Source organism: Maricaulis sp. MIT060901 (assembly GCF_047123815.1).
In the GTDB taxonomy this organism is placed as follows: Bacteria; Pseudomonadota; Alphaproteobacteria; order Caulobacterales; family Maricaulaceae; genus Maricaulis.
Window position 1 is genome coordinate 2,585,505 of sequence record NZ_CP138920.1, and the last position, 20,754, is coordinate 2,606,258.

At 60.5% G+C, this 20,754-nt stretch carries 16 protein-coding genes; 10 read left to right on the plus strand and 6 right to left on the minus strand.

What is annotated here, in order from left to right; translation table 11 throughout:
* Positions 1–138: 138 nt before the first annotated feature.
* Together SIC17_RS12680 and SIC17_RS12685 are read left to right on the plus strand one after the other, a co-directional pair.
* Positions 139–1,254, plus strand: a complete 1,116-nt coding sequence (locus SIC17_RS12680; RefSeq protein WP_412545592.1) for an SDH family Clp fold serine proteinase — start codon at positions 139–141, stop codon at positions 1,252–1,254.
* 94 nt (positions 1,255–1,348) lie between these two features.
* On the plus strand, positions 1,349–1,819 hold the full coding sequence (locus tag SIC17_RS12685; protein WP_412545593.1) for a GAF domain-containing protein: 471 nt from the start codon (positions 1,349–1,351) through the stop codon (positions 1,817–1,819).
* Between the two features lie 3 nt (positions 1,820–1,822).
* On the opposite strand, the gene SIC17_RS12690 is transcribed toward SIC17_RS12685, so the two are convergent.
* Positions 1,823–2,734, minus strand: coding sequence for an OmpA family protein (locus SIC17_RS12690; protein WP_412545594.1), 912 nt, complete (start codon positions 2,732–2,734; stop codon positions 1,823–1,825).
* Positions 2,735–2,818: 84 nt separating this feature from the next.
* Positions 2,819–3,952 carry a DNA alkylation repair protein gene (locus SIC17_RS12695; RefSeq protein ID WP_412545595.1) on the minus strand — a complete coding sequence of 378 codons (1,134 nt, stop codon included), beginning with the start codon at positions 3,950–3,952 and terminating at the stop codon, positions 2,819–2,821.
* An 81-nt stretch (positions 3,953–4,033) separates the two neighbouring features.
* Here SIC17_RS12695 and SIC17_RS12700 point away from each other — a divergent pair, with 81 nt between their 5' ends.
* The 3 genes from SIC17_RS12700 to SIC17_RS12710 all read left to right on the plus strand — a co-directional run bounded on the left by SIC17_RS12700 (position 4,034) and on the right by SIC17_RS12710 (position 8,198).
* On the plus strand, positions 4,034–4,756 hold the full coding sequence (locus SIC17_RS12700; RefSeq protein ID WP_291892481.1) for a M48 family metallopeptidase: 723 nt from the start codon (positions 4,034–4,036) through the stop codon (positions 4,754–4,756).
* Between the two features lie 107 nt (positions 4,757–4,863).
* Positions 4,864–6,954, plus strand: coding sequence for a TonB-dependent receptor plug domain-containing protein (locus SIC17_RS12705; RefSeq protein ID WP_412545596.1), 2,091 nt, complete (start codon positions 4,864–4,866; stop codon positions 6,952–6,954).
* A gap of 737 nt (positions 6,955–7,691) precedes the next feature.
* The gene (locus tag SIC17_RS12710) at positions 7,692–8,198 is read left to right on the plus strand and encodes a helix-turn-helix transcriptional regulator (RefSeq protein WP_412545597.1); all 507 of its coding nucleotides are present in this window, start codon (positions 7,692–7,694) and stop codon (positions 8,196–8,198) included.
* Position 8,199: 1 nt separating this feature from the next.
* Here the strand turns inward: SIC17_RS12710 and SIC17_RS12715 are convergent, their stop codons facing one another.
* Positions 8,200–10,443 carry a DPP IV N-terminal domain-containing protein gene (locus SIC17_RS12715; RefSeq protein ID WP_412545598.1) on the minus strand — a complete coding sequence of 748 codons (2,244 nt, stop codon included), beginning with the start codon at positions 10,441–10,443 and terminating at the stop codon, positions 8,200–8,202.
* A gap of 168 nt (positions 10,444–10,611) precedes the next feature.
* Between SIC17_RS12715 and ettA the strand changes: the two genes are divergently transcribed.
* Positions 10,612–12,279, plus strand: a complete 1,668-nt coding sequence (gene ettA / locus SIC17_RS12720) for an energy-dependent translational throttle protein EttA (protein WP_300868294.1) — start codon at positions 10,612–10,614, stop codon at positions 12,277–12,279.
* Between the two features lie 4 nt (positions 12,280–12,283).
* Positions 12,284–12,751 carry a hypothetical protein gene (locus SIC17_RS12725; RefSeq protein WP_412545599.1) on the plus strand — a complete coding sequence of 156 codons (468 nt, stop codon included), beginning with the start codon at positions 12,284–12,286 and terminating at the stop codon, positions 12,749–12,751.
* Between the two features lie 24 nt (positions 12,752–12,775).
* Here the strand turns inward: SIC17_RS12725 and SIC17_RS12730 are convergent, their stop codons facing one another.
* Positions 12,776–14,041, minus strand: coding sequence for a D-amino acid dehydrogenase (locus tag SIC17_RS12730; protein WP_291892492.1), 1,266 nt, complete (start codon positions 14,039–14,041; stop codon positions 12,776–12,778).
* A 99-nt stretch (positions 14,042–14,140) separates the two neighbouring features.
* Between SIC17_RS12730 and SIC17_RS12735 the strand changes: the two genes are divergently transcribed.
* The gene (locus SIC17_RS12735; protein WP_412545600.1) at positions 14,141–15,079 is read left to right on the plus strand and encodes an ArsR/SmtB family transcription factor; all 939 of its coding nucleotides are present in this window, start codon (positions 14,141–14,143) and stop codon (positions 15,077–15,079) included.
* Positions 15,080–15,099: 20 nt separating this feature from the next.
* Positions 15,100–15,588 (plus strand): hypothetical protein, encoded by a 489-nt coding sequence (locus tag SIC17_RS12740; RefSeq protein ID WP_412545601.1) that lies wholly within the window; start codon positions 15,100–15,102, stop codon positions 15,586–15,588.
* A gap of 68 nt (positions 15,589–15,656) precedes the next feature.
* Here SIC17_RS12740 and SIC17_RS12745 read toward each other — a convergent pair whose 3' ends face one another.
* Positions 15,657–16,175 carry a fasciclin domain-containing protein gene (locus SIC17_RS12745; RefSeq protein WP_291892500.1) on the minus strand — a complete coding sequence of 173 codons (519 nt, stop codon included), beginning with the start codon at positions 16,173–16,175 and terminating at the stop codon, positions 15,657–15,659.
* 134 nt (positions 16,176–16,309) lie between these two features.
* Positions 16,310–19,885 (minus strand): hydantoinase B/oxoprolinase family protein, encoded by a 3,576-nt coding sequence (locus tag SIC17_RS12750; protein ID WP_412545602.1) that lies wholly within the window; start codon positions 19,883–19,885, stop codon positions 16,310–16,312.
* A gap of 147 nt (positions 19,886–20,032) precedes the next feature.
* On the opposite strand from SIC17_RS12750, the gene SIC17_RS12755 reads away from it, so the two are divergent.
* A complete protein-coding gene (locus tag SIC17_RS12755) occupies positions 20,033–20,731 on the plus strand; it encodes a molecular chaperone DjiA (RefSeq protein ID WP_291892504.1) in 699 nt (232 codons plus the stop codon).
* Positions 20,732–20,754: the final 23 nt, after the last annotated feature.

Consider the following 20,754-nt stretch of genomic DNA (forward strand, 5'->3'; position numbering starts at 1 on the left):
GTTGTTACATCTTGGCAACGGCTCGCGGGTGGCGCGAAATTTAATAGTCTTCCTCGCTCCATATGCCTTGTCTGTCTGGCGCATCAATGGTTAACATCGGGGTGAGTAAACCTTCCGCTTCGCGGTAAGGGGGGAAGTGTGTTTGAGTCGGTTTCCGAGCAAGAGCTGGTAATCGCTGCGGGTTCGTTCGCGGTGATTTCGCTGCTGTGCTGGGTGTACTGGCAATTCCTTCAGAATGAGCGTCGCAAGCGGGATGCTGATTCCCTGGTCAAGCTGCGCAGCTGGCTCGGGCGCCCCTATGATGAAGCCAAGGCGGGTTACGAGAAGGCGAAAACCAGTCTCGAAAAGCGCAACCGCAAGAATACGATTGTCATCGATCTGATCCATGATCTGGGCGATGAATTCGAGGGACGCGACAGCGCCGAGCAGGAAATCACCTTCGACGAGGCCTTCAACGCCATCGCTGCTATTCGCGGCGCGAATGCCCGAACGAACATCATGATCATTCTGCATACGCTGGGCGGCTATGCCCGGCCGGCGCACATGGTCGCCCTGGCCCTGAAAAAGCACCTCAAGAAAGTCGGCAGGAACAATCCCTACAAACATCCCAAGATCACGGTCTATGTGCCTTATGTGGCGATGTCAGGTGGCACATTTATCGCCCTGGCGGCGGACCGGATCTACATGGATGAGACCGCTTCCCTGGGCCCGATCGATACGATTTACGGTTCTTTCCCGAGCGAGGCTTATGAAGATCTGATCGCTCAAAAGGGGGTGGAACAGACCCAGGACCTTCTGGTTTTGCTCGCGCATGAAGCCTCCAAATACGACAAGTATGCGCAGGAAGTGGCGCGGGAGATCATCAACCCTGTTCACAAGCTCCCGCCCGGCAAGATGCCGGCAGATGGCCCGCGAACCGATGCGGCGCGGTCGCGTGCGCTCGCTGACCATCTGACCTCGGGCGAGATGTCGCACAGCCAGGCCATATCACCGACCTCCGCGCGCGAGCTCGGGATCAATCTGTCCAAGAGCATCCCGCCGGACGTCTATAATCTGGTCGATGCCCGTATCCGCATGATCCAGACCAAGGCTGCCAGCGAGGCTGACAAGGCAGCGCGAGACGCGGACGAGAAGAAGCCGGATACTCCGAATGCGTCCGGGGATGACGATCAGCCACCCACGCCTGGCCGCCCGGACCGCACCGACCCGATCATCCAGAAAGTGATCGACAAGACACTTGAAGGCATCGAGTAGCAATTCAGGCGTTCGCGCTGGGCACTCAGCTGCACCTGCGCCTTGAAACCCGCGTCATCATCGCCACCTTGCAACCAGCACAAGGGAAAGCGCCATGACCAGCAAAGCTGAACTCTATGAAGATGTCCGCAAGCAGATCGTTGCGGTGGTGACGGGGGAAACATCCCACACGGCGCGTTATGCGACCGCCTCCTGCCTCCTGCGCGAGACGTTCGGGGACCGCTACTTCTGGACGGGCTTCTACGTCGTTGATCCGGCCAAGAAGACCGAGCTGGTTGTCGGGCCCTATCAGGGCACGATGGGCTGTTTGCGCATTCCCTTCGGCAAGGGTGTTTGTGGCGCTGCCGCGGCGACAGGCGAGACCCAGCTGGTCGAGGATGTGCACGCCTTCCCGGGCCATATCGCCTGTGACAGCCGGTCCAATTCGGAGATCGTCGTGCCCGTTTTCGACGGCAAGGGCGAGCTGGCGGCGGTGCTTGATGTCGACTCCACCGAGTTCGGCGCTTTCGACACTGAGGACCAGGCCGGTCTGGAAGCGATCTGCCGCGATCTGCTGACGGTCTAAGCCCTATTTCAGGACAATTTCCACGCGCCGGTTGAGGGCGCGACCGGCGTCGCTTGCCTGACTGGCTTCCGGCGAGAGCGGACCGACACCATGCGCCTCCAGTCGCGCGGCATCGATCCCGTATTGCTCCACCAAAGCCGTGACAACCGAGCCGGCGCGCCGTTGTGACAGTGACATGTTGTGGGCCAAAGCGCCGCTGCTGTCCGTGTGGCCGACCACATAAAGGGACATTTCGGGGTTCTGCTGCAACAGGTCGGCGACCGCTTGCAAGGCCTCTTCCGAACCGGGCAGGAGGTCGGGCTCGTCGAGCGCAAACAACAGACCGTCAACGCGCACATGGCCGTCAGCTTCAAGACCGGATGCGAGGACCTCGGCGGACACGGTCACCATGCCGGTCGCCATTTCAGCGGTTTCGATAATGTCGATCGAGGTGCCGTGTCGACCGGTGCCAAAGGCGATATAGGCCAGTCGGCCTTCATGTTCGAGCGTGCCGGCCGCGTAACGTGAACTGCCCCCATTTATCGCGGCGAAACCATTGAAGTTTCGATAGGCATTCCGGGTGGAGCCGGTGAAACACTCACCATCACCTGCGCACTGGAAGATGATCGTCAATCCTGCGTCTTCGAAGGCCTCAAGATAGTTGGCGAAGATCTCATACTCGGATCTTTCGTCAGGATTATCGTGATAGAGGCGGTTGAGACGGCCTTCGATCGTTATCCCCGTCGCCTCGCGTTTATCGAAATCAAAACCGGTGACAAGGCGATAGGTATCAAACTCGAACTGCTCGCCGGATCGAAGCTCAGCACCTTCATAAAGCATGACCAGCGGATGCCCGCCGACCTCTCTCTGGGCCCAGCTGGTTGTGGTGATGAACAGGAAGGCAACACATGCAGACAGGACAGACAGCTTGATCATGACGACCCCCGGCTTGTTTGTCCGGTGACCCTATCAGGCGAGGTAGTGGAGCGCACTGGAAATCTGGTCCACAGCAGATTGGTTTCAATCCGTCATCACCAGTTCAAAATCGTGGCGGCCGCAGGGTTTGCCATTGACCTGCAATTCCACTGCCTGGGGACCGGGATAGTATTTTCGCGTGGTGATCGGGCGGATCGGGTGGCGTTTTTGGATAGAGACGTGTTCGCCTGGACCCAGGGTGAGGGTTTTCAGCTTGAAGACCTTGGGTGCCGTGTCGCCATTGGCCTTGCGCCAGTGGACGATGAAATCGATTGCAAGCTGCTGTTTGCGGTCTGCGGTTGACCGGATCACACCTTCGAACTCCAGCGCCTCGCCGAACTGAACGACGGGTGTCCGGATGTTGAGCGAGGAGAGCTCGATCTCGGCTTCGCCAAAACCGAGCGTTTCCAGTGCGACCGGATGGCCCTGTTTGATCAGGGTGCGTAGTGCGTGGCGGATAAGCTTTTTGCGGTGCGGTGTGGCGTTCTCCATCCATTGTGCACAAATGCCTGCTGTCGTGTCCGCATTGTCCTTGGCGATGTCGTTGAGATGATTGGCGACCGAACGACGGACATATTCGGTCGGGTCATTTTTCAGTTTTTCCAGGATCGGCAGGCTGGGGCTTGGATCCGCGATGAAGGCCGGCAATTTCATGGCCCAGGGCAGGCGAGGGCGGGTGCCTTCCGAGGCCAGTCGGCGGACATGGTAATTGTCATCATCCGCCCATTTCGTGATCGCAGCCATGGCCCTGTCCTGGTCCGCCAGGATGAGATGGCGGATACCGAACTCGGAAGAAAAGCGCTTGGTCATCTCTTTCTGGGCGTTCAGTGCCGCATCGAACGACTCGTTACAGCGCAATCCCACCAGGTCACTCATCGGCATGACGGCCCAGCCGCGAATACCCTTGTCGTCCATGCCCACATCGGAGAGTTCGACATTGTCTTCGGGATGAAGGCTGGCCAGCATGATCTCGATTGCCCTCTCCAGATCGGAAGGCAGACAGGCATCGAGGGCAATCCTGATCTGCGCCGCTCGCTCTTTCAGCTCGAGAACATCCAGTCCCGTACTGGCCTTGTCGACAAACATCGCTTTGTCAAAGCCGGGGGAGACGCGCTTGAGATGGTTACCCATCTTTTCGATAAGCGCGGGTGAATAGAGGTTTTTCAGCGGTTCGGGCATACGGTTGTCCGGCTTGTCTTGAAGAGGGCGGCAGGTCACCATCGGCGCTCTTGATTCACAAGTGTGCTTCCTGACGGCCTTATGTCACCAGAAACCATCCAGCTCGACGGCCAGCAGGTCGATTACCAGCTCAAACGGTCATCACGCCGGACAATCGGTTTTGTGGTTTCCGAGACGGGGCTGGCGGTGACGGCGCCGCGTCACGTGCCCCGGCGCGAGGTTGAGGCAGCGCTCCATCGCAAGTCGGACTGGATCCTGAAAAAGCTGGCCAAATGGGCCGAGCGTCCTTCGGCGCCCGAGCTTGAATTTGTTGATGGCGAGCGCTTGCCCTGGCTGGGCGGGGAGCGGGAACTGCGTGTGCAGCGCGAAGGCGTTCGTACACGTGTCGTGGAGACCGGGGGTGAAATCGTGGTGCGTGTGGATCCGGAGCTTTCAGGCGAACTCCTGAAAACGACCGTGCGCAACGGGCTGGTGCGTTTCTACAAACGCGAGGGTCTGAAACTGATGCAGCCCCTGACCGAGCAGCATGCCCGTTTTTTCCGGCGCGAGGTACGCAAGGTGATTGTTCGCGAGCAGAAGTCACGCTGGGGTTCCTGCGCGTCCGATGCCACCATTCGACTCAATTGGAGGCTGATGGGCTTTCCTCACGACGTGATCAACTATGTGTGTTCTCACGAGGCGGCTCACCTGGTCCATGCCAACCATTCCCGGGCCTTCTGGGAAACAGTCGAAAAAGCCTGTCCAGACTGGCGAATCCAGCGTGAGTATCTGAAAACTAATTCTTACGTACATGTATACTTCTAACCGAAAGGTAAGATGCCGGTACAGGCACCGGTAATGCCACGACTGTCACAACCCGCATCTGACAACACGCCGTTCGGGGCGGTGTGATCAAATTCGGGATATCAATAGTGAAACTGTTCAAGAAGACGGCAGCCGTTGGCCTCGCGGCACTCCTGCTTTCGGGCACGGCCCTGGCTCAAACCAGCACCCAGGATGGTGCCGTCCTGGTCTATGCGACGACCTATTTCGACGCGTTCAATCCGATCACGGCGCTGGACATGGTCAATCAGGTTCCGGGTTTCTCCATCGATAATGGTCAGCATGTACGCGGCCTGGCGGATACGTTCGCAAACGTCCTCATCGACGGCGAACGCCAGAGCACCAAGTCGGAGAGCATTCACGATATCCTCGGTCGTATCCCGGTTGGCAATATTGAACATGTCGAGCTGGTCCGCGAAGCGGTTGCCGGTATCGACATGCGCGGCCAGACGCGCGTTGTGAATGTCGTCCTGCGTGAAGAGGAATCCAGCCGCTCCACGACGGCCTCGCTGGGCGCGATCTACTGGGCCGGTGGCGGACGCATCACGCCCAACGGATCGATCTCGACCACGTGGGAACGCGGTGACACGCGCATCACCCTGGCAGGCGGCCTGGACACCAACGGAGCACCGGTCCTGCGTGATGAATGGCTTTATGACGCAGCCGGAAACCTGATCGAGAGCCGTGACGAGCGCACCTCTCAGGATCGTTTTGCGCCGCGTGTATCCGGTTCCGTCAACACGACCTTTGACAATGGTTCCCGCCTGAACCTCTCCCTCTCCGCCAACCAGAGTGAATACAACGGCCTGGATACCTCCCGCGTGTTCGATGCGGCCGGCGCGCCGCTGCGTACGGAAATCTTCACGACGGAGTCCGAGAATACGAGCTGGGAAGGCACGCTGACGTATGAGCGTCCGCTGGGCGAAAATCTGTCCGGCCAGCTTGTCCTGCTGAACCAGCAGAGCGAATCCACCTCCGCGGATGAATTCCTGCGCGCCACCGAAACCGGCAGCCGCAACACGACTTTATTCGACAATGACGTCGAGAGTGGTGAGCGCGCGGTTCGCGGCACTGTGACCTGGGATATGAACGATCGTCACTCCTTTGAGTTCGGTGCGGAAGGCGCGTTCAACTATCTGGAAAACAGCCTGTTGATCTCCGTCGCTGCCGGCTCCACCCAGCCGACCCAGCTGCCGGTTTCCAACACGCGTGTGGAGGAAGAGCGTGCGGAGATCTTTGCCTCCCACGTCTGGCGTCCGATGGACAGTGTGACCGTGGAGTCCGGTTTCCGTCTGGAACGTTCCACGATTTCACAGTCCGGCGATGCCTCCCGTGAGCGCAGCTTTGACTATCCCAAACCGTCGATCACGCTGACCTGGAATGCTGACGAGGACACCCAGTGGGTGTTCGGTCTGGAACGTGATGTTGGCCAGCTTTCCTTTGGCGCTTTTGCAAGCTCCATCAATCCGACGGACGATGTCGTCCTGATCGGCAATCCGGAGCTGGAACCGGAAAAGACCTGGCGCGCCACGGCCCAGTGGGAAAGGCGCTGGAATGGCGAGGGTTTCTTCCGGGTCAGCCTGACCCATGAAGAGGTCGAGGATGTGCGTGATGCGCAGCCGGTGACGGTGGTGACCGACGGCAGCGTCACGCCGCCGCTGACGACCACCTTCGATGCGCCGGGCAATATCGGCGACGGGCGGCGCACCTACATGCTGGCCGAAACGGCGATCCCGCTGGATGATTATGGTCTGGGCGACAGCCGCCTGAACCTGTCTGTCTTCCTGCGCGATACGGAAGTCACTGACCCGACCACCGGCGAAAGCCGTCGTTTCCAGGGGAATGAGGACTGGCGGTTCATGGCGAATTTCCGCCAGAACCTGACCCAGCACAACATGTCCTGGGGTTTCAGCGGCCACGTGCTCGGCGACGAGGATATGTATCGCTTTGACGAGGTCTACATCTTCAGCCGCGAGCCGCGCCTGGATCTGTGGGTTGAGACCACAGCGTTCTTCGACGCGACGGTGCGCCTGTCCTGGCAGGATCTCACACCGCAGGTTCGGGAGCGTGAACGTCGCTTCTTCTCCGATGCCCGCGATGTGGGCACGCTGGAAGCGGTCGAGTTCCGTGAACAGGATCTTGGCGGGTTCGTCGTCCTGACCGCGCGCAAGACTTTCTGACCCTCCCCCCTTGGGTCAGACGACCAGAGGCCGGTCCCCAACGGGGCCGGCCTTTTTGTCTGTGGTGACAGGGCCGTTATCGCCTGCAAACAGTCACAAACTGACATGTACCGGGCCTTCATGGCGCTGATAGCGTCAACGAACTCGATGGCAGTTGTCGAGTGTCCCGGTCGGCCTGTCAGGGTTTTTTAGCCGCACTCCTGTGGGTCACCGGACTTGGTGCGCTGGTTCGGGTTCGAACACGGGCATGGGCTGATGGTGGGCAACTATCCCGACACCTGGGGCTGGGCCTTGAGCTCGACCAGCGCATCAAACTTCCGGCGAACGATCCAGCGCTAGATGAAGGCTTGGTAGGACAGCATTCATGTCTTCGAAGGTGCGGCATCCTAGGTTGTGTCGAAGGAAAGGCGCCGAGAGCGAGCGCATTGAAATCGAGATGTCCGACAGCGCTTCAGCGCCCTATCGAATGAGAGGGTTTCGGCCCGTCGAAGCCGCACGACCGGATCTGTGGGCGCCGGGCGTTGTCGTGTTCGATTCCGGCCCTGTACATGTCGAGACAACCCCGCCCTTGCTCAGCCTGAAATGTGTCTTTGACGGTGAGGAATTCTACGACACGGACCGGCCCTTGACGGTCCGCAGACGCGAATGGCGGGTGGCATCGTGCGCGCGGCTTCTCGGTTTTTCTCGACGCGGATGATCTGCCGGTTGGCGTCGACGCGGAGACAGACCTCACCGGCATGATGCAGCCGGCACCAGCGCTCGCGTGTCGGCTTGAGTCTGCGTTAGTGAAACTGAACGGTGATTTGGGCGTGTGTGGCGGGCAGGAAGCCGCCCGGCTTCAATCGGCTTTCCACCATCTGCGGCTGGAAGTGCATGACTATCTTGAAGAGGTGCTTGGCATTAGCGAGCGCCTGGGTCTGGCGCGGCAAGCGACTCGTGACAAGCACGCCGCACGAGCGGATCTTCTCCGCAATAGCGAGCAGGTCGTTTCTATCACAGAGCTGGGCGCGCGGTATGGCTATGCCCGTGCCCAGTTCAGCCGTCTGTTTGCTGCGGCTTTTGCCGAAAGTCCTCAGTCCTGTCGTGATCGCGCACGCCTGGCTTGCGCCCGCGCGTGCATCCGTGCCGGAAAGCTGAGCCTGGCCCAGATCGCAGAAAAGGCCGGGTATTGCGATTACCCGACCTTCTCCAAGGCGTATCGACGCACGCTGGGCCGTAGCCCGAGCGCGGACCGTCTGAACTAGTCTATTCCTCGCCCTTCAGGTGACGGTCGAAGAACTCCATGATGTCTGACCACATGTGAACCGACCGGTCCTCGCCGCGGACACCGTGACGCTGACCCGGATAGGTCATCATCTCGAAATCGGCGCGACGTTCCTGAAGTTCCGCGTAGAGGCGGACGGAGTTGGCGAAGATGACATTGTCATCGGCCATGCCGTGGATCAGGAAGAGCGGCGTTTCATACCCGTCCAGATGGGCGAAGACAGAAGACTGCTGATAGCCTTCGAAATTCGCGTCCGGGTGATCCATGTAGCGCTCGGTATAGGCCGTGTCATAGAGCGTCCAGTCGGTGACCGGGGCGCCGGAGACACCGGCTGCGTACTCGCCAGGGGCCTGCAGCGTGGTCATCAGCGTCATGTAGCCGCCATAGGACCAGCCCCAGATGCCGATATTGTCGGCGTCCACATAGGGCAGGCTCTTGAGGTGTTCGAGGCCCACCAGCTGATCCTCGACCTCGACGGAGCCCATGCGGCGCTGGATATGTCCCTCGAATTCACGACCGCGATTCCACGAACCGCGATTGTCGATCGAGAAATAGATGTAACCACGCTGGGCGAACAGCTGGGCACGCGTGCCCTGCCAGCCGCGCGTTACGACCTGGGCGTGGGGCCCACCATATAGATACTGGATGACCGGGTATTCGCGGTTCGGATCGAAATCTGTTGGCAGATACATCTGGTAGTGCAGCGTCGAGCCATCCGCCGCGGTCAGCGTGCCGTATTCAGGCTCGATATGCGCGTCGGCGAACTCGTAATAGGGGTGTCCCTCGACCAGGGCGTTTTCCTCGATCCAGCGAATGCGTTCGCCGTCGATGGAATACAGGCCTGTCTGCGGTGGCGTGGTCGGGTTGGAATAGCTGCCGATAAAAGCCGTCGCATTGCTGTTGAAGGAACCGCCCCAACGGCCTTCGCCTTCGGTAATCGCGGTCGGCTCGGCTGAGCCGTCAAGCGGAACCACAAAGAGGTGGCGATCCAGCGGGCTGTCCATCCAGCCAGAGAAATAGACCAAGCCGTTTTCCTGATCGACGGCGCTGATTCCGCCGACAACCCACTCACCGGAAGTGATCTGGGTGATCAGGCTGCCGTCGGCGGCGCGGTGCTGAATGTGGCGGTACCCACCGGGCGTATCTTCCGAGGTCCACAGCACACTTCCATCATCGAGCGCACGGAAATCACGGGTCAGGTTGATCCAGATATCGGTGCTCTCCATCAGCCATGTGTCTGACGTCCCCGTCGCCGGATCAACGGCGCGAATGTCCAGATTGCGCTGCATGCGGTCGAGCACCTGGACATATGCCGTGGAGCTGTCCGACGCCCAGTTTACACGAGCCAGGTAGTAGTCATTCGTATCTGCGAGTTCGACCTGGGAAAAATTCCCCGTCTCCAGGTCGAAGACGTAGAGGTCGACATTGGCATTTGCGGTGCCGGCGCGCGGATAACGTTGATCGACGACACGTGCGGAACCGTCAGTGCCGATTTCCATGCGTTCGATATTGTCGACCAGACTTTCGTCAACGCGGGCAACGGCCATGTAGCGCTCGTCAGGCGACCACCAATACCCGGTATAGCGGCTCAGCTCTTCCTGGGAGACGAATTCCGCCATGCCCCAGGAAATCAAACCGCCACCTTCACGGGTTATTGCGCGTTCTTCACCGGTTTCCAGATTGGTGATGTAGAGGTTCTGGTCGCGGATGAAGGAGACAAAATTGCCCTGCGGAGAGATGCGGGCATCGGTCTCGTACTCCGGCGTTTCCATTACACGACGCGCTTCGCCGCTTTCGATATCCACGTGGAAGACATCGCCGTCCAGCGGGACCAGAATGGCTTCGCCCTGGCTGTCCCACTGATAGCGTACGATACCGGTAGAGGAGATGCGTGCGCGTTCGCGCAGCTGGCGCTCGGCTTCGGTCAGCTCGCGTTCCTCCTCGACGAGGACACGGCTGTCGACCAGCATGTAGGGCTCGCCGCCATCCACATCCATCGCCCAAAGGTCCAGCACATTGCGGTCCTCTTCCTTGGCGCGCAGGAACGTCACCCGCGAACCGTCAGGAGAAAAGCGCAGTGAGCGCGGGCTCGGGCCCGTCAGTGACGGGCTGGCGAAGGCACGTTCAATCGACAGAGCCGGTTCCGGCGCGGCAGTTTCCTGCGGCTGGCAGGCCGCAAGCGCTGTCGTGGCCACAAGGCCAAGACCCAACAGGCGAAACTTCATTTCAGACACTCCCCAAGAATTCTTCGGCGAAGTTGTACCCAAATTGGATCCACGGGGCCAGCACTGGACTGTGGCTATGCGCAAGTATCCCCGCCATTGCCCAAAAGCGCGCACTCGGTTACACGGAGCGACCTTGAGTTTCCCCTGACAAGAAGAGACGACGCGCCCATGTCCGCCTATCAATACGTCTATCACATGGACAAGCTGTCCAAGACCTATCCTGGTGCTGCCAAGCCAGTATTCGACGGCATTTCCCTGCACTTCCTGCCTGACGCCAAGATCGGTGTTGTCGGTGTGAACGGTGCGGGTAAATCCACCCTGCTGAAAATCATGGCCGGCATGGATACCGAGTTCAACGGCGAGGCCTGGGCCGAAAAGGGCGTCAAGGTCGGTTACCTGCCGCAGGAACCGCAGCTGGATGAAAGCAAGACCGTCTGGGAAAATGTAATTGAAGGCTCCGAGCTGAAGAAGCTTGTCGACGACTTCAATGCTGTCTCCATCAAGCTCGCCGAGGACTATACCGACGAGCTGATGGCCGAGATGACCGAGCTGCAGGAAAAGATCGATGCGGCCGACGCCTGGGACATCGATAGCAAGATCGAGATGGCGATGGACGCGCTGCGCTGCCCGCCCTCTGACTGGGGTGTGAAAGACCTGTCCGGTGGTGAACGTCGTCGTGTCGCGCTGTGCCGTCTGCTGCTCTCCGAGCCGCACATGCTGCTGCTTGACGAACCGACCAACCACCTCGACGCGGAAAGCGTGCAGTGGCTTCAGCACTATCTGGAAGAGTTCAAGGGCGCTGTCCTGGTTGTGACCCACGACCGTTACTTCCTGGACACCATCACCACCTGGACGCTGGAACTCGACCGCGGCAAGGGAATTCCGTGGGAGGGCAATTACTCGGCCTGGCTGGAGCAGAAGGCCAAACGCCTAGCTCAGGAGGGCCGTGAAGCCGGTGCGCGGGACAAGGCGCTCAAGCGCGAGCTGGAATGGATCCGCTCCTCGCCGAAAGCCCGTCAGGCCAAGTCCAAGGCGCGTATCAAATCCTATGAGGAACTGCGCGACCAGGCTGAGCGCCAGGAAATCTCGACGGCCCAGATCACCATCCCGCCGGGCCCGCGCCTGGGTGGTGTCGTGGTCGAGGTCGACGGCCTCAAGAAGGGTTTCGAAGACAAGCTCTTGATCGAAGGCCTGGAGTTCAAGCTCCCGCCGGGTGGCATTGTCGGTGTGATCGGTCCGAACGGTGCGGGTAAGTCCACCCTGTTCAAGATGATCACGGGCCAGGAAACCCCGGACGAGGGCACGATCCGCGTCGGCGAAACCGTCAAGCTGGGTTATGTCGACCAGTCCCGCGATGCGCTGGATGACAAGAAGACCGTCTGGGAGGAGATCTCCGGCGGCAATGACATGATTGAACTGGGTGGCAAGGAGGTTCCCTCCCGCGCCTATGTCGGTACGTTCAACTTCAAGGGCGGCGACCAGCAGAAGAAGGTCGGTCTGTTGTCCGGTGGTGAACGCAACCGTGTCCACCTCGCCAAGATGCTGCAGACCGGCGGCAATCTGCTGCTGCTCGATGAGCCGACCAACGACCTCGATGTGGAAACGCTGGCGGCGCTGGAACAGGCGCTGGAGAATTATCCCGGCTGTGCCGTGGTCATCTCGCACGACCGTTTCTTCCTCGACCGTCTGGCCACCCACATCCTCGCCTTCGAGGGCGATAGTCATGTGGAATGGTTCGAAGGCAATTTCGAGGATTATATCGAGGACAAGAAACGCCGCCTGGGCCCGGATGCGGACATGCCCAAGCGTATCAAGTTCCAGAAATTCGCGCGGTAAGGGCATGAGCGGCCTGCCGCTGGAATTGACCGACGAGCAACGCTGGGCCTTGGCGGCCTGGCGACGCCGGCACCTAGCGCGTGTTCTCACGATTGTACCGGCTATCCTACTTTGGCTATGGTTGGGGCGGGACGGATTTGATGATTGGGCGCGGATCAATTTTCGTGGCGGAATTTCAATAGGTGAAGGCTTCTTCGCGGTATTGGTCCTACCGATCTACATACTCTGGCAGGCCCTGGCGGGGTTTCGCCTAATCCGGAGCTTTACCGACATCCGCGACGGATGTGTGGAATCGATGACGGGAGTTGCCGAGTATATCCACCGGCGAGTGCTTTGGAGTAGAGAACTCAAAGTCTGTAATAAGTATTTCGATATTCGAAACAATCGCTTGTTCGAGGTGAAGGACGGCGACACAGTCACCGTGACGTTCCTCGCCAACTCACACTTCGTCCTGGACATCAGGCCAGTTTGAAATTGAGTTCGGAGTAGCGCGCTTTTAAATCCGATCCGCCGCGTAGGGCGTCGGATCAATCGCCGGTTCCTTGTCCGCGATCATGTCGGCGAGCAGGGCGCCTGATCCCATCGCTTGCGTCCAACCCAGATGGCCGTGGCCGGTCGAAAGCCAGAGGCCCTTGGCGCGCGTCTCACCGATAAAGGGTTTGCCGTCGGCACTCATCGGGCGCAGGCCGGCCCAGGGTTTGACTTCCCCTTCCAAAACACGCGGGGCGATTTCCGGGTAGAGCCCGGACAGGAGAAGTTTGAGGTTGTCGATGCGCTCCTCGCGCAATTCCATGTCCTCACCCGCGATCTCGGCTGTGCCGGCCACGCGAAGTCGATCGCCCAGCGGCGTCACGATCGCATGCATCGCATCATCCACGACCGGCAGGCCGGGACGTTCATTGAGGCCACTCATATCCATGGTCAGGGAGTATCCCTTCACCGGCCGCACGGGCAGGTGAAGGCCCAGCGGGGTCATCAGCTTCCAGCTGGCATGCCCCGAGGCGAGCACAACGGCATCGACCTCGATCTCTTCGTCTTCGGTATAGACACCGATGATCTCGCCGGCGCGGTCCATCAGGCCCGTCACGCGGGTATTCCATTCAAAGGCGACCCCGGCCTCCTCGGCCTTGCGGGCGAGCGCGCAGGTAAACTCATGGGCGTCACCGGACTCATCCATCGGGTAGAGAACGGCACCAGCGATACGGTCCCTGATCGGCTCAAGCTGCGGTTCCAGCGCGATGGTTTCCTCGCGGGAGAGGACCTTGTATTCCAGCCCTTCCTCGCGAAGTAGTTCCGCAGCGGCAGCGGTGGCCTTTATGCGTTCTTCGCTCTGGCAGATCTTGAGTGTGCCAGCCTTGATGTTTTCGAACTGGATACCAAGCTCGTCGCGGGTCGCCTGGGTCAGGCCCAGCGAATAACGTGACAGCGCAAAATTGGCTTTTGACGCTGCCAGATGGCGCTTGTGAGTGGAGTTGCGCAGGAAACGCAGCCCCCAGCTGATTAGGCCGGGCAGAGGGGTTAGTCGTAGTTTCATCGCGGCATGCGGATCAAACAGCGACTTGATCAGGTCCCAGTGAACACCGGGTACATTCCACGGTTCGGGCTCGGACGGTGTCAGCGCGCCGGCATTGGCAAAACTGGTCTCCAGGGCCGGGCCTTCGCGGGCATCCAGAACGCTGACATTCATGCCCCGCTTGTGCAGCTCCCAGGCTGCGGCAATGCCGGCGAGGCCGGCGCCAATGACGAGCACATCCTTGCGCACTTTGGAAAGCTCCAGAATCCCGAATACATACTGGTGTTTGAACTTCGCAACGATGCGGATAAAAGCAAGACTTATTGCACACCTGAGGACAGGTTTTTCATGGACGGTCTCGTCTCCCAGCTTAAGGCCCTGGCCGAGCCCACCCGCTTGCGGGTGGTGGTCATGCTCGCGCGGGGGGAGCTGACCGTTTCCGAACTGGTCAATATCCTGGGCCAGAGCCAGCCACGGGTGAGCCGCCATCTCAAACTGCTGACGGACGCCGGTCTTGCCGAACGTCTGCCTGAAGGCGCTTACGTTTTCTATCGACTGACGGACAGTGGTGGCGGACGACGTCTGGCCGAGCTGGTCAATGACATGGTGCCGCCGGACGACCCCATCATCGCACGGGATATCTCCCGCCTCGAACGCACCAAGGAAGCGCGCGCCGAAGCCGCACAGGCCTATTTTGAAAGTGTTGCCGAGGACTGGGACCGCATCCGCAAACTCCACCTCTCCGATGACGAGGTCGAGCGCGAGATGCGCCAGCTCGCGGGCGAGGGACCGTTCAATCTGATGATTGATGTCGGTGTCGGGACCGGGCGTGTGCTGGAATTGTTCGCCGACCGCGTTCGGCGCGGTATCGGGATCGATATCAACCACTCCATGCTCAATGTCGCACGTTCCAATCTGGAAAATGCGGGGCTCAGCAATTGCTCGGTACGCCACGCCGATGTCGGTGCGCTTCCCTTCGAGGAGGGTGCGGCGGAGCTGGTGACTGTGCACCAGGTGCTGCATTATCTCGATGATCCGGCGTTGGCCGTGGCGGAATGCGGCCGCGTGCTGCGTAAGGGCGGTCGTCTGCTGATCGTGGACTTTGCCCCGCACCAGCATGAAGTCCTGCGCGAGGAACAGCATCATCGCCGTCTTGGCTTCTCCGACGAAGAGATGAACGAGATCATCGAGCGAGCGGGCCTCAGCCAGGCGCAACAGATCGAGCTGCATCCGATGGACAAGGACAATCAGCTGACCATGAAGATCTGGGTCGCTGAAGCGGTTTGATCCTGACACAGGGGGAGAGAATGGGAATTCAATTGGTCACACGCCTGGTCGCAGGTTGCGTGCTGCTGGCCGCGGCGGCTCCGGCATTATTCGCGCAGGACAGCGCAGAGGAGATCGATTTCTCCTACCCAACGGAGCTGGAAGACGGATTTCATGTCTTTGGCATGGAGTCCGGCTATTTCTTGTTCCCGGAACCGGTTGAAGTCGACGGTCGTTTCTACGACAGCATCATGTTTCAGGCGCCTCTGCCACAATGTGAGCAGTATGACGGACAGGTGATCCTCTATCACGGTTACACGGTCGAGCATCTGGCCGTTGATGAGGAGCGGTTTGTTTTCCGTGCCACCGGCGAAGACCTGCCGGACTATGAGTTTGTACTCATCCTGGACGAGGCGGGGGCAGACGCCTGGTTTGAGGGTGCCTCGCACATCGAACATCTCGGTACGGCACGGTTAACCCAGGGCGAACATACGGTGATTACGCCCGTCTGGTTCTGGATCGGCGACTAGCCGGACTGTTTCCGGAAACGGGTTTAGTGAGCGCGGGCGCTGACCTGTCGGCCAGCGCCCGCTGCGCGTTAGTTCGCGGTCGGGATGATCACGCGGTCCACGACATGGATTACGCCATTGCTGGTACGGATATCAGCTTGCACGACCTGGGCATTACCGACCCGTACGCCGTCTGTAGCGTCGATCAGGACTGTAGAGCCTTCAACTGTCTCGACGGCTAGGATCTGACCGGACAACTGGTCCGAAGTGATCGCTCCGGGAACGACGTGATAAGTCAGAATGTCAACCAGCTCGTGACGGTTTTCCGGGAGCAGCAGGCGCTGAACTTCACCATGCGGCAGGCCGGCAAAGGCCGAATCCAGCGGGGCAAACACAGTGAAGGGGCCGTCGCTCTTGAGCGTGTCGACAAGGCCCGCGGCCTGGACGGCAGCGACCAAGGTATCAAACTGACCGGCATTCACGGCCGTATCAACGATATCGGCACGCATGGACGCGGTGTTTGTGTGGTTACGCTTGGTGTCGTCTCCAGCCAGGGCCGGAGCAGCAAACAGGGATGCAGCAATCGCTGCGCAAGTGACAAGACGCATGTCTTTCCTCCTGAGATCGGGTCTTTGATTGAGAGCAGGCAGAGGCCTCTGCCGCTCTCGTCCGGGGGCGTCTCATCGATGTGACGGAAAGATCTACGCAGGCGAATGGCGATCGGATGAATCCTTTCGTCGTTTTAATGATCTAGACAATTGAGCCCGCCGCCTCCGGGCGTCTCGATCTCGATCTTGTCCCCTGCCTCGATCTCGGCACTGAACAGGCCGCCAAGCGTCTCGGTCGAGCCATCGGCGCGGATACGCCGTTGATGCCCGGGCAGCGCATCGGCAGCTCCATTGAGCCCGAACGGACGTTCCTTGCGTCGTGAGGACAGCAGCGAAACGGTCATGGGTTCCAGGAACGTCACACAACGCCGACTACCGTCACCGCCCGCAACATCTCCGGGCCCGCCGGAGCCTTCGCGAAGGCGGTGGTATTCCACCCGAACCGGGAAGCGCTGTTCCAGCACTTCCGGATCGGTCATGCGTGAATTGGTCATGTGGGTGTGGATGGCGCTTTCGCCCGGGAAGGGCTGCCCGTCATGACCAATACCGGCGCCGGAACCGCCACAGATCGTTTCGTAATACTGGTGCCGATCATTGCCAAAGGTCAGATTATTCATCGTGCCCTGGCCCGCGGCGAGACGGCCCGTAGCCGCAAACAGGGCATCAACGACCAGCTGGCTGGTCTCGACATTGCCGGCGACAACGGCGGCCGGCGGTCTGGGGTTGAGCAGGCAACCTTCCGGAATGACCAGCTCGATCGGGATCAGGCAGCCTTCGTTGAGCGGAATGCTGTCGCCCACCAGACAGCGGAACACATACAAAACAGCCGCCCGGGCCACCGAGGCAGGCGCGTTGAAATTGCTCTTGCGCTGCGGCGAGGTGCCGGTGAAATCGACAACGGCGCTGCGAGCGTCCGGATCAACCGTGATGCCGACCCGGATCTCTGCCCCATCATCCAGACGAACGCAGGCCGAACCGTTCTTCAGTGCGCCGATAACCCGGCGAACCGAGCGTTCGGCATTGTCCTGGACGTGCTTCATATAGGCCGAGACGACATCAAGGCCGTTGTCGGCGATCAGGCGGTGAAGTTCCTCCGCGCCCCGGGCACAGGCCGCCAGCTGAGCCTTGAGATCGGCGATATTCTGATCCGGGTTGCGAGCAGGCCAGGTGCCGCTTTCCAGCACATCGCGCACGACCGGTTCGAGGAATTTGCCGCGGTGTACGATGCGTACATTGCGGAACTGCACGCCTTCTTCCTCGATGTTTGTCGAGAAGGGGGGCATGGAGCCGGGCGCGATGCCGCCGATATCGGCGTGGTGACCGCGTGAGGCTACGAAAAAGAGGCGCTCGCCCGTCTCGTCATCGTGGACCGGCGTGACGATGGTGATGTCGGGCAGGTGCGTTCCGCCGTCATAGGGCGCGTTCACCGCGACAGCATCGCCCGGCCCGAGATCGGGATGGGCGGCTGCGGCTGCCTGGACTGACGCCGACATCGATCCCAGATGCACCGGCATGTGCGGTGCGTTGGCGACCAGCCCTCCGCCGGCGTCAAATACGGCGCAGGAGAAATCCAGTCTTTCCTTGATGTTGACGGAGTGGGCGGTGCGTTCCAGTGCGACGCCCATCTGTTCGGCCACGCTCATGTATCGTTTGTTGAAGAGTTCCAGGCGAACCGGATCGAGCTCGGTGGAGCCGGTCATGTTGTCGACGAGCTCGGTCTGTTCCAGGACCAACATGCTGGTTCCGTCACGGCGGGCCTGCCAACCCGGTTCCAGAACAATGGTGGAATTCGCGTCCAGCAACAGGCCAGGACCCGCGATAGTGGGACCTTCGCGCAGTTGCTCAAGTGCGTGAACGGGGATGTTTCGGGTTTCGCCGTCGATGAACATCGGGACCTGCGCCTGTGCCGCTTCAGGTGCGCTCTCGTCAAAGACGTGTTGTGCGACGTGCGCGCTGGCCGGGGTGGCGGAGACCTCCACCGTGATGGACTGGACGATCAGCTCACCCTCCGGGCGGAAACCAAAGAGCCGGCTGTGCGCCTCGTCGAATTCGGACTTCATGCAGGCAAGGTCGGCGAGTTCGACGGGAAGGGCGCTGTCGGATCCGGCGATATGGATGTGCAGGAGGACGCTGCGGCGCATCTCTTCCTGGCGGATATGGGACACGGTAAGCGCGGCGCTGGCGTCGCTGACAAGGCGTTCCACCGCTTCGGCCACCGGTTCGAGCGCCTCTGACAGGGGCTGACCTATAGCCGCCTGGCGGGTCTCGACCAGATCCGCGAGGCCGATGCCCAGAGCGCTGAGCAGACTGGCGTGTGGATGCAGCAGAACGGTCTTGATGCCCAGCGCCTCAGCGACGCGGCAGGCGTGCTGGCCGCCGGCACCACCAAAGGCGGAGAGGGCATAGGCGGACGGGTTCACACCCTCGCCAATGGAGATCTGCTTGATGGCCTGGGCCATGCTCTCGACAGCGACGGCCAGGAAGCCTTCAGCGGCTGCTTCCGCACTCCCCAGCCCCATCTGGTCTGCAAGCTCGTGCAGGCGGGCCCGGCTCGCCTCGATATCAAGCGGCGCATCGCTGTCGGGTCCGAAGACATGCGGGAACCAGTCCGGCTGGATCCGTCCCAGCACGACATTGGCATCGGTCACGGCGGCGGGGCCGCCTCGACCATAGGCGGCCGGGCCGGGCATGGCACCGGCGCTTTCCGGGCCGACCCGGGCACGTTCACCGTCGAAATGGAGGATTGAGCCGCCGCCCGCCGCGACTGTGTGTACCGCCATCATCGGGGCGCGCAAGCGCTGGTCGGCCACAACAGTGTCCTGCACCCGTTCAAAACGGTCTCCATCAAAGCGGGAGACGTCCGTTGACGTGCCGCCCATGTCAAAGCCGATCACCTTTGGATAGCCCGATGCCAGTGCCGTCTTGGCCATGCCGACCACGCCGCCAGCGGGACCGGACAGCACGGCATCACGGGCATGGAAACTGTCTGCGGCAGTCAGCCCGCCGGACGACTGCATGAAATAGAGTGGTGTACCGTCAAGGCCCTTTGCGACCCGGCCGACATAGTCAAGAAGGACCGGGGTCAGATACGCGTCCAGCACCGTCGTCGAGGCACGCGGAACAATCTTGACCAGTGGGCTGGCCACGCTGGAGCGTACAATTGTGGTGAAGCCGATGCTTTCAGCCAGTTGCGCCGCCTGGTCTTCATGTTCGGCATTGGCCCAGGCATGCATGAAACAGATGGCCACCGAGCGCATGCCATCTTCGAAGGCCTGGCGGAGTTCAGCTTCAACAGCATCAGCGGGCAGGGCGCGAAGCATCTTGCCGTTCGCATCGAGACGTTCGCTGACACCCGCAACACGATCATAGAGCGGATCCGGGCGACGCAGGTCCAGCGCAAAGATGTCCGGGCGTGTCTGGTCGCCAATGACCAGCAAGTCTTCGAAGCCAGCTGTGACAAGGAATAGTGTACGTTCACCCTTGCGTTCGAGGAGGGCGTTGGTGGCAACAGTCGTGCCCATCTTCACAGCGGAGACATCTGCTCCGGCGGCGAGGCGGCGGACGCCTTCGCTGGCAGCGTCAACATAGTCCGGGCTTTCAGACAGTAGTTTGAGTGCCGTCAATTCGCCTGCGGGAGACCGGCCCAGCACATCGGTGAAAGTGCCACCCCGGTCGATCCAGAATTCCCAGCTGCCAGACCCTGCTGTCACACGCGCTCTCCCTGTTCTCGGAGGCGAGCCTATCGAGGCGGATCAGGGGTGCAAGCGGCTTGTGCTGCATCCTGCGGAAATCCGTCGCACTTGCCCTCTGGCTTTTGAAGGGAGAGATTCCTAAATAACCTCGAGGACGGGAGAGACATGGGATTTTGGCGTAAGCTCGCAGCGCGACTTAAGGGCAAGGATTGTTTCCTGGCGTGCGACGGCTGTGATGATCCCAACGACCGCACGGTCGGTGATGCCGACTTTGCCATGGCCTTGATCGGGCTAGGCGCCAAGATGGCCAAGGCTGATGGTGTCGTCTCCCGTAGCGAGATCCGCGCGTTCTACGAAGTCTTTCGTCCGCCCCCGGAGGGCCGCGAGCCCCTGGACCGCGCTTTCGAACTGGCCATGCAGACCACGCTGGGGTTTGAAGGGTATGCGCGCCGCCTCGCACGTCGTTTCCGCTCCAATCCGGCGATGCTCGAAGATGTGATTGACGGGCTGTTCCATATCGCCAAGGCGGATGGCGCAGTGACGTCCAGCGAAGAGCGTTTCCTGGAAGATGTCGCCGGAATTTTCGGCTTCAATGCGCGCGAGTTTCGTCGCATTCGCATGGGACATCTCGGGGCGCCGGATGACGATCCCTATGTGATCCTCGGCATCGAAGCGGATATTGCCGACGCCGATTTGAAGCGCGCCTATCGAAGAATCGCCTCCCAGAACCATCCGGACCGAATGATCGCCCGAGGTGCGCCGCCGGAGGCACAACGCCTTGCAGGCGAAAAAATGGCTGTCATTAACCTCGCTTATGACCAAATTCTCAAGGAAAGAGGGTTAATTGTCGGTCTGTCCAATTGACGTCGGCGTGTTTGATGCCAACA